The organism is Phocaeicola barnesiae DSM 18169 = JCM 13652, from assembly GCF_000374585.1.
Taxonomy (GTDB): Bacteria; Bacteroidota; Bacteroidia; order Bacteroidales; family Bacteroidaceae; genus Phocaeicola; species Phocaeicola barnesiae.
Map to the genome: position 1 here is coordinate 17086 of NZ_KB894646.1, position 15455 is coordinate 32540.

General features: G+C 43.8%; 14 protein-coding genes. 2 read left to right on the forward strand and 12 right to left on the reverse strand.

Features of this window, described 5'->3' with window-relative positions; translation table 11 throughout:
* Positions 1-241: 241 nt before the first annotated feature.
* From C510_RS0105130 to C510_RS0105150, 5 genes are all read right to left on the reverse strand, one after another.
* Positions 242-1153 (reverse strand): dihydroorotate dehydrogenase, encoded by a 912-nt coding sequence (locus C510_RS0105130; protein ID WP_018710262.1) that lies wholly within the window; start codon positions 1151-1153, stop codon positions 242-244.
* Positions 1141-1917: a dihydroorotate dehydrogenase electron transfer subunit gene (locus tag C510_RS0105135; RefSeq protein ID WP_018710263.1), complete on the reverse strand. Its 777-nt coding sequence runs from the start codon at positions 1915-1917 to the stop codon at positions 1141-1143. The genes C510_RS0105130 and C510_RS0105135 overlap by 13 nt, the downstream gene beginning before the upstream one ends.
* 87 nt (positions 1918-2004) lie before the next feature.
* Positions 2005-2454 carry a helix-turn-helix domain-containing protein gene (locus tag C510_RS0105140; protein WP_018710264.1) on the reverse strand — a complete coding sequence of 150 codons (450 nt, stop codon included), beginning with the start codon at positions 2452-2454 and terminating at the stop codon, positions 2005-2007.
* Between the two features lie 1113 nt (positions 2455-3567).
* Positions 3568-4584, reverse strand: a complete 1017-nt coding sequence (gene holA, locus C510_RS0105145) for a DNA polymerase III subunit delta (RefSeq protein WP_018710265.1) — start codon at positions 4582-4584, stop codon at positions 3568-3570.
* 11 nt (positions 4585-4595) lie between these two features.
* A complete protein-coding gene (locus C510_RS0105150; RefSeq protein WP_018710266.1) occupies positions 4596-5372 on the reverse strand; it encodes an AMP nucleosidase in 777 nt (258 codons plus the stop codon).
* A 208-nt stretch (positions 5373-5580) separates the two neighbouring features.
* On the opposite strand from C510_RS0105150, the gene C510_RS0105155 reads away from it, so the two are divergent.
* Positions 5581-6030 carry a type I restriction enzyme HsdR N-terminal domain-containing protein gene (locus C510_RS0105155; protein WP_018710267.1) on the forward strand — a complete coding sequence of 150 codons (450 nt, stop codon included), beginning with the start codon at positions 5581-5583 and terminating at the stop codon, positions 6028-6030.
* Between the two features lie 86 nt (positions 6031-6116).
* On the opposite strand, the gene C510_RS0105160 is transcribed toward C510_RS0105155, so the two are convergent.
* Entirely contained in the window at positions 6117-6908 is a 792-nt protein-coding gene (locus tag C510_RS0105160; protein WP_018710268.1) for a zinc ribbon domain-containing protein, read from the reverse strand.
* Positions 6909-6917: 9 nt separating this feature from the next.
* A complete protein-coding gene (locus C510_RS0105165) occupies positions 6918-8012 on the reverse strand; it encodes a Nif3-like dinuclear metal center hexameric protein (protein WP_018710269.1) in 1095 nt (364 codons plus the stop codon).
* Positions 8013-8095: 83 nt separating this feature from the next.
* Between C510_RS0105165 and C510_RS0105170 the strand changes: the two genes are divergently transcribed.
* Entirely contained in the window at positions 8096-8980 is an 885-nt protein-coding gene (locus C510_RS0105170) for a DMT family transporter (protein ID WP_022340230.1), read from the forward strand.
* Between the two features lie 83 nt (positions 8981-9063).
* Here C510_RS0105170 and proS read toward each other — a convergent pair whose 3' ends face one another.
* From proS to C510_RS0105195, 5 genes are all read right to left on the reverse strand, one after another.
* Positions 9064-10554, reverse strand: coding sequence for a proline--tRNA ligase (gene proS, locus C510_RS0105175; RefSeq protein WP_018710271.1), 1491 nt, complete (start codon positions 10552-10554; stop codon positions 9064-9066).
* Positions 10555-10657: 103 nt separating this feature from the next.
* Complete coding sequence (locus tag C510_RS0105180) at positions 10658-11815, reverse strand: DUF6057 family protein (RefSeq protein ID WP_018710272.1); 1158 nt, start codon at positions 11813-11815, stop codon at positions 10658-10660.
* Positions 11816-11818: 3 nt separating this feature from the next.
* Complete coding sequence (locus tag C510_RS0105185) at positions 11819-13831, reverse strand: alpha amylase C-terminal domain-containing protein (protein WP_018710273.1); 2013 nt, start codon at positions 13829-13831, stop codon at positions 11819-11821.
* A gap of 103 nt (positions 13832-13934) precedes the next feature.
* Positions 13935-14600 (reverse strand): DUF2461 domain-containing protein, encoded by a 666-nt coding sequence (locus C510_RS0105190; protein WP_018710274.1) that lies wholly within the window; start codon positions 14598-14600, stop codon positions 13935-13937.
* Positions 14601-14669: 69 nt separating this feature from the next.
* On the reverse strand, positions 14670-15455 hold the full coding sequence (locus C510_RS0105195) for an inositol monophosphatase family protein (RefSeq protein WP_018710275.1): 786 nt from the start codon (positions 15453-15455) through the stop codon (positions 14670-14672).

Sequence of the window (15455 nt, forward strand, 5' to 3'; positions counted from 1 at the left end):
TATCAGGCAATGACTGAGACTACCGACTGGTGGACCGGCCTCTTTCCTTGAAAGTAACGGATGTAAATATTTTTCCGTTTACCGTAACGGTTACTGAGCAAGTAATCGAACTGGAAATAACGAACTCACGTTTGATTCAAAACGCCTAGACGTTTTCATTCATTCGTGAGTTCGTTTACATCAAAACGCCTGGGCGTTTTTGTTAGGGTTGTATTACGGAATATGGATCTCCGCCCGGGAGTTAAACTTCCAAGGCTCCTATAATTTCTTTTACCGAAGCAAATCCATGACGGTCCAGATAGTCGTTGATACCGGCCGCTACCTTCACTGTTACTGCCGGGTCGATGAAGTTGGCAGTACCAATCTGAATGGCCGAAGCACCTGCCAACAGGAACTCAACAGCGTCTTTCCAATTCATGATACCTCCCAATCCGATGACAGGAATCTGTACGGCCTTGGCCACCTGCCATACCATACGCAAGGCGATCGGTTTGACGGCAGCGCCACTCATTCCACCGGTAATGGTAGAAAGTACAGGTTTGCGCTTTTCGGCATCAATAGCCATGCCCAGCAAGGTGTTTATCAACGATACGCTGTCGGCACCGGCGCCTTCTACCGCACGGGCTATTTCGGTGATGTCCGTTACGTTGGGCGAGAGTTTTACGATCAATGTCTTGTCGTATACTTTCCGGACCGCACTGACCACTTCTGCAGCACCGTGGGCAGTTACTCCGAAAGCCATTCCTCCTTGCTTGACATTCGGACAAGAGATGTTCAGCTCGATGGCCGGAATGTTCTCCAGTCCGTTGATGATACGGGCAGTTTCCGCGTAATCGTCAATCTGGGAGCCAGACACATTCACAATCATATTGGTACGGATGTCCTTTATCTGCGGATAAATGTGTTCGGCAAAATAATGCACACCTTTGTTCTGCAGGCCGACAGCGTTCAGCATCCCCATAGGAGTCTCAGCCATACGCGGATACGGATTTCCTTCCCGATGATGCAGGGTGGTTCCCTTTACGATGATACCGCCAATTTCTTCCAGATTCACAAAATCCTGGAATTCCAGGCCATATCCAAATGTACCCGATGCTGTCATGATCGGGTTCTTCATTGCCAGTTTACCGATGTTTACACTTAAATCTGCCATAATAATTTCTTTATATTAAATACCGGACCTTCTTTACATACACACACATGACCTTCGTCGGTCTTTTCTACACAGCAGAGGCAGGCACCTACACCACAAGCCATCGTATTCTCCAATGAGACCTCACATTCGATGTCGTTTGCTTTGGCATATTTGGCTACAGCCATCATCATCGGTTTCGGTCCACAGGTGTAAATCATATCGAATCGGGTCTGCTGCAGGATACTGTGCATGGTGACATATCCTTTTTCACCCATGCTTCCGTCTTCTGTCGTGGTATATACTTCACCGAATCTGGCGAATTCATCCAATTGGAGCAAGTCGTTTTTCGACCGTGCACCCAGGAGAAATACCGGTTTACAGCCCATTTTCAGCAGTGCCTCGCCCAGATAAAGCATCGGTGCTGTACCAACGCCACCTCCTACGAGCAACACTTTCTTTGAGGTGTCTGTGGGCAATGTAAATCCGTTACCCAACGGTAATACTACATTCACGATATCACCCTTCTGCACGGTAGCCAGTTTACGTGTCCCGTCGCCCACAAGCTGGACCAGGAACCATACTTCGTTCTTCGTTCTGTCTACATAGTTGATGGAAATCGGACGGCGTAAGAAAGTCGTGTTTGAACCGTCCACTCGAATTTCTGCAAACTGACCGGGCAGCATCTCAGGAAGCGGAGCAGCCTGTGTCAGTTTGATGAGAACATAATTGGCATGCAAATGGATGTTCTCGGTTACTGTTAAATCTAAGATATATTTCTTCATAAAAATAGGGTAAATTCGTTTGTAATGCAAAGATAACGAATTTACCCTAAAATCGATGTGAAAACAGGCATAGCTGATGCCAGTCCCTTATTTTTCCGGTTTAAATACTTCGTATGTACCGTTGTCGAAGAAAATTCTTATTTCAGTGATTTTCGGATGTGGCTTTTCAATGTACCTAATCTCTTCTTTTACAGTCTCTTTAGGTGCATATTGACCATACTTAGACGCGTTTTCCTTTAAAAAATCGGGAACTTCCGTGTCTTCGGCCGTAAATTTTGGATTCTCATCGGGTTGCAGGGAGAAGGACATATCGGAAATAGCAGGAGTTTCTTCTTCCATTTCTCCCTCGCCATAAAGCAACCAGTTGATGTTGATTTTCGGATAAGCTTTATGAATGCGCATGACAACTTCGAGGCTTGGTTTATTGCGTCCTCCGAAGATATGAGATAAAGAGGAAGTCGAAATACCAATCTTTTCGGCAAACTCGGCGTTAGTCAAGCCTTCTTTCTGCATGATTGATGCGATACGGTCCTTCATTGGGTACAAATTTCTATGGTTTGTTACTGATTACAAAAGTATATAAATGGATTTATAAATGCAAATTTACATCTATCTTTTTTAGCGTACATCCGTAAATACAAGTGTATAGGTATAAATGTATAAATGTCTATTAGCGTATATAGTACAATTGTAAACGCATTGTCGCATTACTTTTGATAAAACGTATAATAGACTGATTATCAATTAATATATTATTGAATTACAAATAGAATCATTCAAATTTGAATAAATAGGAACTATAATTGTAAAAATATTGAAGTTTAGTTTTTGTTTTAGTATGTATTCTATTGGTTTATAAAGAACTATACCTTATTTACGTAGTATGTATAAAAATGCAGTTACGTTTATATCTGTAATATTTACATACGTATCGCTTGGTTAATTAGCTGTACATCAGTGAATGGTAGTGTTTTCAAATGTAACTGACCGAATTCCGATTTATCTATTTACATTTGTATATGTCCAATTGTAAATACAAAAGGAATCCGAATGGATTACAAATGTAAAGAACCAAGCACTCTTGTCATTTTTCGGTTTACCATGTAAAGTAACTGATAGAATTTATGGAGATGTCTGCCTTATCCAATTTACATCTCTATTTCGATATTTATAGGTATACGAAAAGCATCATGAGCTTTGCCCGCCCATCTTGTAGGTGGAAGGTAAACGTCCTTAGAATATCAGCTTGCAAATTGGAGATGTTGGTAGTTTATTAGAAACTGAGAAGAGAAGCGTTTCTCTCTCCTTTATGTTTCTGTTTATCGCAAATAGAATTTTTATCTGGACGGGATGGCGTGTCGTTTGATTCAATACCCCAATCGCAGCGATACATATTCAGGGAGGATGAATGGCATCTTTTGCCGTATCGACCGCCTTTGTGAGAATCGAAAAAATACGGCCAATGAATCGGGAGGCTCCAATTTTTCGATTCTCACGAAAGTGGGATTTTTCTTTCTGATTTTATAAAAAACAAGTCCTTCCTGCATCCGGCATTTCCTTTGGGGGTGCCAGGATACGGGAAGGACTTGATGGCTTGTTTTCCAGATTATCGAGAATCTCCTTTTTGGGGAAAGAAGAAATCGGATGATATTAATGAAGCATGAAAAAGACCAGTTCTTTCAGTAGTTCTCCGTCAGACTGGGAAGAGTTCCCTACTCCTTTTGATTTCGCATCACAGGTACGGATAGCTCCGATTATCTGCATCACTTTCACTCCGGTGTATCGGTGCATGGCTATACTGTAATCTTTAGCTTGCCAAGCGGACCGGAGGCCTAATTGAGTGGCGATACCTTGGTCTGATTTATCGGGCGCATAGTATGCAAGCATCAGGTTCGAAAAGAAACTGAACAGGAAACTCAGTGTAACCTGAAGCGGGTTATTCTTTGGATTATCGTTAAAATATTTTACTATCTGATTAGCCTTTAAAATATCCTTTGCGATAAGCGCGTTCTTCAATTCAAAATTATTATAGTCCTTACTGATTCCGATATTCCGTTCAATATGTTCCGAGGTAATCCGCCGTTCACCTGCCGGTAAAGTGATAATTAATTTTTCCAATTCGCCCGCCATTCGGTTAAGGTCCGTACCTACAAACTCGGCCATCAGCTCGGTCGCTTTAGGTTCTATGTCCACCTTTTTGCGCTTCAAATACGAAGAGATAAAGCCGGGAAGCTGTGCCTCCTTCAGTTTCTTCGACTCAAAGAGCACCCCAGTCTTTTCGATTTCGGCTGTCACTTTTTTTCTTCTGTCCAAGGTGCCATGTTTGTAGCAGATGACCAGAATCGTACTTGGCATTGGCTTCTGCAAGTAGTAAGAAAAGTCTTCCCAATTTCTTAGATTCTGGGCTTCTTTCACTACAATGACCTGATGTTCGGACATCATCGGATAGCGTTTGGCGGCGTTGATGATGGACGGTAAATCGGTATCTGCACCGTAGATGACGGACAGATTGAACTCCTTTTCGGTTTCGTTAAGTACTGTGTCTGTAATGTACTCGGCAATGCGGTCTATGTAATAATCCTCTTCCCCCATCAGGAAATAAACAGGTGCATATACCCTATTCTTTAGGTTCCGCACAATCTCTTCATAGGTTATTTCTTTTGCCATAATCAGTAAAATTACCAGTCAAATTTCAGGTGTTTGACAGTCCGTTTTTCTTCCATAATCATCTGCAAGGCATCAATGCCTATTTCTACATGTTCATGGACAAACTGCCGGGTTACGAGGTTATCGCTCTTCTCGGTCTTTACGCCTTCAGGAATCATCGGCTGGTCTGACACCAGGAGGAGAGCACCTGTCGGAATATGGTTGGCAAATCCTGTCGTAAACAGAGTTGCTGTCTCCATGTCTACTGCCATGGCACGTGTCTTGAGCAAATACTGTTTGAACTGCTCATCGTGTTCCCAGATCCGTCGATTAGTCGTATACACGGTCCCGGTCCAATAATCGCGGGAGTGGTTACGGATGGCGGTAGATACGGCACGCTGTAACATAAAGGCAGGCAATGCCGGCACTTCTGGGGGATAATAATCGTTGGAAGTACCTTCTCCTCTGATGGCCGCGATAGGAAGAATTAAGTCCCCTATCTGGTTCTTTTTGGATATCCCTCCGCACTTTCCCAGGAACAGACACGCCTTGGGCTGAACTGCGCTCAGCAGGTCCATAATGATGGCGGCATTAGGGCTTCCCATTCCAAAATTGATAATGGTGATTCCTTCTGCATAAGCGGTTATCATATTTGCGTCTCTGCCTAATACAGGAACGCCGAACCGTTCAGCAAATATTTCTACATAGTTGTTGAAGTTGGTCAGCAGGATATAGCTCCCGAAATCTTCCAATGCCCGCTTGGTATAGCGTGGTAGCCAATTGGCCACAATTTCTTCTTTCGTTTTCATGTGTTAGTATGATTTTATACAGACGGAACGGTCTGTGCTTTTCACAAAGATATATGAAAAATATGAGATTCCGAAGCCGAAAGGTGTCTGTGAAGAACTACGGAGAGGATACAAGCCTGATTAAAGATGAATTAATTCTTTTGTATTGTGTAAGTTCTTTCTAATTTTGCATCCTCGAACCATTCAAAATTTTAGCATAGATTGACAAATGACGGCATTGAATCTACCCTCTTATCCGTTCAAGACGATGACCCGGAACGGCAAGCCTTACATCTTTGATGTCTTGCGTAAGAAATACGTTGCATTGACTCCCGAGGAATGGGTGCGCCAACACTTCACTCGTTTCCTGTTGGAAGAAAAAGGATATCCGCAAGGGTTATTGGCCAATGAAGTGCAAGTGAATCTGAACGGGACCCGTAAGCGTTGCGATACGGTTCTATTTAAAAGGGATCTGACTGCCCGGATGATTGTAGAATATAAAGCCCCTTCAGTAGAAATCACGCAGGCTGTATTCGACCAGATAACCCGTTATAACATGGTTCTAAGAGTTGATTATCTGGTGGTCAGCAACGGGCTGCGACATTATTGTTGCCGTATCAATTACTCGGATGGCACTTATGTATTCTTGCCAGAGATTCCCCGTTACGATGAATTGTAAACAAAGCAACCGGCTACTTCCCCCTTATGTCAAGGATGCAGCCGGTTGCTTGTATATGTGTCGACCTTAAATTAAGTAGCCGATATTTATTTGGTCTTTGTTTCGAGTTGTCTTTCCGGTATCACTCCAGCCAATTCCGGGTCAATCATGATACGTCCGCAATATTCGCATACGATGATTTTCTTACGCATGCGGATATCCAACTGCTTCTGAGGCGGAATCTTGTTGAAGCAACCACCACAGGCGTCACGCTGTACGTATGTGATACCCAAACCGTTGCGTGAATTTTTACGGATACGTTTGAAAGCCTGTAACAGACGCGGCTCAATGGTCGTTTCCAGATTCTTGGCTTTTTCTCTCAGCTTCTCTTCTTCAGCCTTTGTTTCTGAAATGATTTCATCCAGTTCGTTCTTCTTTACTTCCAGATCCTTCTTTCTTTCTTCCAGCATCTGTGTGCTCTTGACGATTTCTTCTTCTTTTGCCTTGATGGAAGCTGTGAATTCACGGATACGTTTCTCGCACAGTTCCACTTCCAGGCTCTGGAATTCGATTTCTTTGGTCAGCACATCGTATTCACGGTTGTTACGAACATTGTCCTGTTGAGACTTATACTTTTCGATGGAAGTCTTTGCTGTCTCGATTTCGATTTTCTTGCTGGCTACATTCGATTTCAACTCTTCAATTTCAGCTTTAATCTTGTCGATACGGGTACTCAGACCTGTCACTTCATCTTCCAGGTCCTGTACTTCCAAAGGCAACTCCCCTCTCAGCGTCTTGATTTTATCGATTTCAGACAGCATGGTCTGCAACTGATATAACGCCTTCAGTTTTTCTTCTACGCTCAGTTCGTTCGGATCTTTCTTTACTTCTTTAGCCATAATAATGAATTATAAGTATTTTATCGGATTCGTATTGACACGGGTCAGCTGGACTTCCAGTGTCGGAAACGCCTCCTTTATGATTGTTTGAATTAACTCTTTCGTATACTGTTCACTTTCGTAATGACCGATTTCAGCTACCAGGATATCGTTTTCATAAAAGAAATAGTCATGATATTTCACCTCGCCGGTAATGAATACATCGGCATGTATACCTACCGCTTTTGGCAATAGAAAAGCTCCTGAACCTCCACATAAAGCGACTTTCTGAATCAGCCTTCCGTTCATGCGTGAATGCTTGACACAACCAACTTCAAAGGTCTTCTTGATTCGTTTCAGAAAATCTGTTTCTGTTTCCGGTTCCTGAAGTTCGCCTACTATTCCCGCACCTACCTGGTCCCACGTATTCTGTAACGGATACAAGTCGAATGCCGGTTCCTCATACGGATGGGCAGCTTTCAACGCTTTAATGACGGTGTTTTGCTTGAACGAAGGCAGAATAGTCTCAATCCGGACCTCCTCCTCATGATGCAGCTCACCTATTTTACCGCAAAAAGGATTGGTTCCTTCCTGCGCCCGGAATGTACCTTCACCTTGAAGATTATAGCTGCAGGCATCGTAGTTTCCGATACAACCGCATCCGGCATCGAACAAAGCCTTACGTACCTCTTCTGCCTGTTTCAACGGTACGAAAGTAACCAGCTTTAAGAGAGAGTCCGGTTTCGGGTCAAGAATCCGCACATTCTTCAAGCCTATCTTCTCGGCTATCTTGTAATTGACGCCTAAGGGTGCATTGTCCAGATTGGTATGCATCGAATAAATGACGATATCATTTTTAATGGCCTTCATGATGCAACGCTCTACATAGTTTGCTCCTGTCAAGGATTTACATCCCTTAAAAAGCAACGGATGATGAGAAACAATCAAATTGAATCCCAGCATACAGGCTTCGTCCACCACTGCTTCAGTAACGTCCAGACACAACAAAGCCCCTGTAGCTTCCGCGTCTGTCAATCCAACTTGCAGGCCGGCATTATCAAATCCGTCCTGTAAAGGCAGAGGCGCGAACATCTCAAGGGCTTGAATAATTTCCTTAATTTTCATGTTACGCGAAAATTTTCATGCAAAGATACGAATAATTTTAGAAACAGCCATCTATCTTTGCATGGATTTTTAATGATAGTTTTATGCAATTGAGTTTAAGGAACAAAGAAACATGGTTCCATTTGATAGCTGTTCTGACGGTTTGCATCTGGGGGTCAACGTTCATTGCAACAAAGACTTTGATTAATCAGGGTCTGACTCCTGTAGAAATTTTCACCTACCGTTTTTCATTGGCCTATTTATGTCTATTGGCTTTCTGTCATCAGAAACTGATGGCAAACACTTGGCGTGATGAAGGACTCTTCCTGTTGGCAGGACTGACTGGAGGGTCATTGTATTTCATTTCAGAGAATTCTGCACTGGAGATTACCATGGCTTCCAATGTATCGCTGATAGTCTGCACAACACCTGTACTAACCGTTCTACTTTCCAGCTTCTTTTTTAAGGAAAAGTTACGGAAAGGTTTTATAGCCGGTTCATTGGTCGCTTTATCCGGGGTTACTTTAGTCGTTTTCAATGGAAGTGTCTTTCTTAAATTGAATCCTCTCGGAGATTGCCTTACACTGCTTGCCGCTCTTTCCTGGGCTTTCTATAGCTTGATACTCCGTCAGATGGGAAACAAGTACTCTACCCTATTCATTACCCGGAAAGTTTTCTTTTACGGCCTGATTACCATGATTCTATACCTGCCGTTTGCTCCCTCCTCATTCCACCTGGAACGGTTATGCTATCCGCTTGTTTATGGGAACCTGCTTTTTCTAGGTATTGTTGCTTCCATGCTTTGTTATCTCTCATGGAATGCTTGTGTACGAATCATCGGAGCTTCCAGGGCTTCCAATTATCTATATATTAATCCGTTGGTCGCCGTATGGGCTTCACACCTATTTCTTTCGGAGCCGATTACACCGACTGCATTGTTGGGGGCCGGACTGATTATCGGAGGAGTCTATATCGTAGAGAAGTTTTAGAATCGGCTGAGTGGCTGGAAACAATAAAGGTGTGCCGTTTCTGACACACCTTTTATTATATACGTATACGTATCTATAGACTGTTAATAAGCACGTGCAAACAAGACACGGCGAGCAGATGGTTTACCAGTAACCATATCGACACCCGGAGTCAGGCTCTCTTCGTCAGCTTCGAATGGCAGACAGCGGATAGTTGCCTTTGTTTCTTCCTTGATACGATCTTCTGTCTCCGGGGTTCCGTCCCAGTGAGCCAGGATAAAGCCACCCTTTTCAATCTGTTCTTTGAATTCATCGTAAGTATCTACCTTCACGATGTGTTCGTTACGGAATTTCAATGCTTTCTGGTAGATATTGTTCTGGATATCTTCCAACAGGTTCTTTACATATTCTTCAAGACCTTCGCAACTACGTGTTTCTTTTTCCAACGTATCACGACGCATGATTTCCATGGTATTGTTTTCCAAGTCACGGCCACCCATTACCAGACGTACAGGTACTCCCTTCAATTCATAATCGGCGAACTTGAAGCCCGGACGTTTGTTATCTGCATTATCGTATTTCACAGAGATACCCATTTCACGCAGTTTAGCAGCAATACCTTCCACTTTAGCATCAATCTGTTTCAGCTGTTCGTCATTCTTATAGATAGGAACGATTACAACCTGGATCGGGGCCAAATGCGGCGGAAGAACCAGACCGTTATCGTCAGAGTGTGTCATAATCAAGGCACCCATCAAGCGGGTAGAAACGCCCCATGAAGTAGCCCATACATAATCAAGTTTATTGTTCTTGTCAACAAACTGTACGTTGAATGCCTTGGCAAAGTTCTGTCCCAGGAAGTGAGATGTACCACACTGAAGGGCCTTGCCATCCTGCATCAATCCTTCAATGGTGTAAGTATCCAAAGCTCCGGCGAAACGTTCGTTAGCTGATTTCACACCCTTGATAACCGGAACAGCCATGTATTTCTCTGCGAATTCACCATACACGTGCAACATCTTCTGTGCTTCAGCTTCAGCCTCTTCACGTGTAGCGTGAGCTGTATGACCTTCCTGCCACAGGAATTCTGCTGTACGCAGGAACAGGCGGGTACGCATTTCCCAACGCATCACATTTGCCCACTGATTACACAGGATAGGCAGGTCACGGTAAGAATTGATCCAATTCTTATAGGTACTCCAGATAATGGTTTCTGAGGTCGGACGGATAATCAGTTCTTCTTCCAGTTTGGCTGCAGGGTCAACGATAACGCCTGAACCGTCTTCTGCATTCTTCAAACGGTAGTGAGTCACTACAGCACATTCTTTAGCGAAACCTTCTACGTGCTCGGCTTCACGGCTCAGGTATGATTTAGGAATCAGCAACGGGAAATAAGCATTCACATGTCCTGTAGCTTTGAACATATCGTCCAACTGACGTTGCATTTTTTCCCAGATGGCATAACCGTAAGGCTTGATAACCATACAGCCACGAACCGCTGACTGTTCAGCCAAGTCTGCTTTTACCACCAAATCATTGTACCACTGTGAGTAATTCTCACTTCTTTTGGTAAGATCTTTTAATTCTTTTGCCATAAGTATGTTTGTTTTTGTTTTCTTCTTTTCAGTTTTTGACGTGCAAAATTAGTAAAAAAGCCTTTTATAGCCTACTAGAATGCAGAAAAAGTACGTTGACTTCTCATTTCTGGTAATAGAAATACCACCAGTAAGTATCATCGAAGTCTTTCCGGATGTGGTTTATCTCGGGAACGTCAGACTGTCCGCCTCGGTGAAGCTCCTGAAATGCTTTGTAACGATGAATCATCACACTGTCTGAAGCTTTCCATAAAGAAGTAGTATCTTTAATTTCCTGTTGATAGAGAAGCATTGCTTCCCGATAATATCTGGGTAATGTATCTTCCACTTCGTAAACGTCTGAGATTTCTTTAGCAAAATCTTTCAGGTTCTTGTCCAGCAACAAGGCTGCCAAATAATAATGGAGAGCCGTAAACCGACCTGTCTCTTTTTGGCAGATGTTGTAAAGGAATTCCATCCGTGATTCTCCAGCGTATGGTCTTACCCCCAACAGGTAATAGATGGAATCATTGGTATAACGCAACTGGGTTGTCGAGTCATTGGCAAAAAACAACCCGTCGGAACCATAATATTGCGGATATTCAAAGAGTTTGTCTCCAAGCTGGTTGGTACGGGTCAAAGCAATTGCACGCAACGCTGTCAATGTCCGGCTGGCCTCCATTGAATGCCTGCCCACTTTCAATGCCTCGTTGTAATCCTTGTGTCTGAGCGCCCGTTCCATTTGCAGTTCATGGTGAAATGTACGGTCGGTATTACTTATAGAGACCGTCATGAAACACATGGCCAACAAAATAAAGACATTCCAAAACACCAGGGAAAAGACTGAGCCTTCCTCATTCAACTTGTTTCGGAAAAGATGACGCAACCAGAAACCGACAGCTGCAAACAGTACCAACAATAATGGCATCAGCCATGTCCAGTAGCTGTGATAGTCAGATAAGTATACATCCCTCCCAATTCCTGTCAAAGCACACAATACCAGAAAAGAAGGGAAATAAGAAAGGGAACGAATATTCCCCTTCAGTCCTAACAGGCTGTTTACCCCCCAACGCAATAGAATCAATACCAGTGTAATGACGATTGCACTGCCTAGTGGGGCAAAAACGGTTTTACCATGTGCCAGCGAATAATGAAGCGCCTCGAGGACATCCCGCTGAAACACATAAAGAAATACAAAACTGAATATAGAAAAAAGGAGACCGCACCCCACTATTGTCCAGCGTGCGGTCTTCTTATAGATTGTACTTGCGTAATCATTCATAAATTAAGCTTTCACTCTTTTTAGTACCACTGCAGAACGTGCAGGGATGTACAGCTTCAGCCATTCTTTCTTGTCCTTTGCATACAATGGGTCGGCACAGGTGAAATGGCGGATAGAATCGTCAGAGAATCCGAAGCCTCCGAAGGCCGGATTGTCTGTATTCAAGACGACATCATAAGCTCCCTTCGGTACCAGGAATCCATAATCGGTAAATGAACGGGTAGGACTGAAATTGAAGACAAATACCAGGTCTTTTCTACGGTATGCCAATACCTGATCACCGTCATTGTGCCAGATTTCTACCACGTCTGTCTTTTGGATATTCTTTACACCTTCCAACAAGTGAATCATTTCCTTATCGAAATCGCCCAAATAGTGGTAACACAATTCGTGATTGTCTACCAGATTCCATTGGCGACGGGCATATTTGTAAGACCATCCGTTACCTTCACGCGGGAAATCGATCCATTCCGGATGACCGAACTCGTTACCCATGAAGTTCAGGTAACCACCGTTGATGGTAGAGGCTGTCAACAGACGAATCATCTTATGAAGGGCGATACCACGCTGTACGGTGAAGTTCTCATCCCCTTTCTTGAAGTGCCAGTACATATCCGCATCAATCAGGCGGAAGATGATGGTCTTATCACCCACCAACGCCTGGTCGTGGCTCTCGCAATACGAGATGGTCTTTTCATCTTTGCGACGGTTAGTCACTTCCCAGAAGAGGCTGGACGGTTTCCAGTCTTCATCCTTGCGTTCCTTGATAATCTTGATCCAGTAGTCTGGAATATTCATGGCCATACGGTAATCAAAGCCATAACCTCCGTCGTTGAACGGGGCAGCCAGACCCGGCATACCGGATACTTCTTCAGCAATGGTGATTGCTCTCGGGTTTACCTGATGAATCAGACGGTTGGCCAATGTCAGGTAACAGATAGCGTTATCGTCCTGATGACCATTGAAATAATCGTTATAATTACAGAAAGCTTCACCCAATCCGTGGCTGTAATACAGCATTGAGGTTACACCGTCGAAGCGGAATCCGTCGAAATGGAATTCATCCAACCAATACTTGCAGTTGGACAACAGGAAATGAAGTACTTCATTCTTGCCATAGTCGAAGCAGAGTGAATCCCATGCCGGATGTTCCCGGCGGTCACCCGGATAGAAATACTGTGAAGGGTCACCGGCGAAATTGCCCAAACCTTCCACTTCGTTCTTTACAGCATGTGAATGAACGATATCCATGATGACTGCGATACCCATCTGATGAGCGGTGTCAATCAATTGTTTCAGTTCGTCCGGTGTTCCGAAGCGTGAAGACGGAGCGAAGAAGCTGGATACGTGATAACCGAAACTACCGTAATAGGGATGTTCCTGAATGGCCATAATCTGGATACAGTTATACCCATCGGCTGCTACACGCGGCAACACGTTCTCACGGAATTCATTATAGGTACCTACTTTTTCAGCATCCTGCGACATACCTACATGGCATTCATAAATCATCAGCGGGCCTACATTCGGAACAAAAACTTTCTTCTTAAACTTATAAGGTTTGTCAGGGTTCCACACCTGAGCACTGAAAATCTTAGTCTGATCATCCTGTACGACGCGAGTTGCCCATGCCGGAATACGTTCTCCGCATCCGCCTTCCCAATAAACTTTCAACTTATACAGATCACCGTGTTTCATGGCCTTTTCCGGAAGGCAGATTTCCCAGTTTCCGGATTTGCGTATCCGTTTCATTTTGAACTTCGGATCTTCCTGCCAGTTGTTGAAGTCACCTATCAGGTAAATAGCTGTAGCGTTAGGAGCCCATTCACGGAAAACCCACCCTTTGTCTTCCTTGTGCAGACCGAAATAAAGATAGCCGGAAGCAAAATCAGATAAAGTCTTTTTACCTGCCAGTTCCTGTTCTTTGGCAATTGCATGTTGATGTCTGCCTACGATGGCATCGGAATAGGGTTCCAGCCATGGATCGTTCTTGATGATGTTCAACGTCTCAACCATAGTATTAGTAATTGTTTTTTAGATAGTTATACATGTTTTATAAAGATTGTTCTCTAGAAATTACTTGCTATCAAAAATACCTTCATCTGTTGGCGTTTATGGATTATTCCATTTCGTCGATGGTATAGTTAGTAAAGTCGGCAAAGCGTTTCAATTGCCGGAAAACCTCACCTATACGGTCCAGATACAAAGGATTTTGATAAAAAGAATCAGGAATGTTATAAGATACCGTAAAGTCTTTCGGCTTTACATAATCGATATAAGGAGAGTCTTTCGGAAAGCCTTTCGGAGCTGTTTTCAGACTTTCCATTCCTACGACAGGAAAGAATTGCTTGAAAGCCGTATCGTCAACAATACTCTTATACTCATCTATATTGTCAAGAACAGCCTGCCGTACAGCTTTCAGCATCGGAGCAGGCATACACCAGCTTCCTCCTGCCAGCATGCAGTTACCGGGTTCCAGATGCAGGTAATAGCCGCAGTGGTTGGATTTCTTACCACGTGCATTGATGTACCCTCCCAAATGATTCTTGTAAGGTGATTTGTCGGCAGAAAACCGCGTGTCACGATAAATCCGATACGTACAATCCTGAGGTTGCACGTGTGAAACGGACTTGTCGAATTCTGAGATTCGGGCAATAACGGCCGAAAGAAGTTCCTCGAAATCGGCTTGTACCCGCAGGTAGTCGGCTTTATGAGCCTGAAACCACTCACGGTTATTGTTTGCCGCCAGCAGTTTCAAGAATTCCAATATCCCCGGTATATTCATACTGTTATCCACTTTAGACACACAAACATACGAAATAAATTTGTATGTACCGAATAAAATGGACGCTTTTTATTGCTTATCAATAATTTCCAACAAATAATCATGGATTTTCCCGTTGGAGGCGAGTACCTGATGACCGGAAACATACGTATCTCCCCCTTTAAAGTCGGTAACCTTACCTCCTGCATTCTGTACAATAAGAGAGCCGGCAGCGATGTCCCAAGGGCCCAGATAGGCTTCAATACGTGCTTCGAATCTCCCGGCAGCCACATAGCACATCTCGGCAGCTGCAGCGCCCAACAGGCGTAAGCCAGCCACTTGTCCGTAACAGCGGTCCACCAGTTTTACGGCTGTCGGTTTATAATCATATACATTGTAGGGGAATCCCAAGGCCAGAAAAGCATCGTCCGGGTCAGCAACCGATGAAACATGGATTTCATTTCCATTCAGGAATGACGGAGCACCTTTGTAGGTCCAGAAACATTCATTTCTGCAGATTTCATAGACTACCCCTATCAGGTATTCTTCCCGGTTCCGTAAAGCGATACTGACGCAATAAGGAGCATTGTCGTGGATAAAATTGGTTGTTCCGTCCAGTGGGTCAACCAGCCAGCAGTAGGTTTCGTCATTCAGACTTCCACTACCCTCTTCGGCAATGAATCCCGCTTCCGGAAGCAAGTCTTTCAGCCGTGAAACGATACGCCGTTCAGATTCCTTGTCCACGTACGAAACGTAGTCGTGGGCATGCTTTTTTTCAACACTTGTACGGTTGAACTTTTTCCGTTCTTCCCGGATAAACGCTCCTGTTTCTACAGCAAGTTCCCGAACTTTCTCGGTTAAAGCAGCTAAATCCAT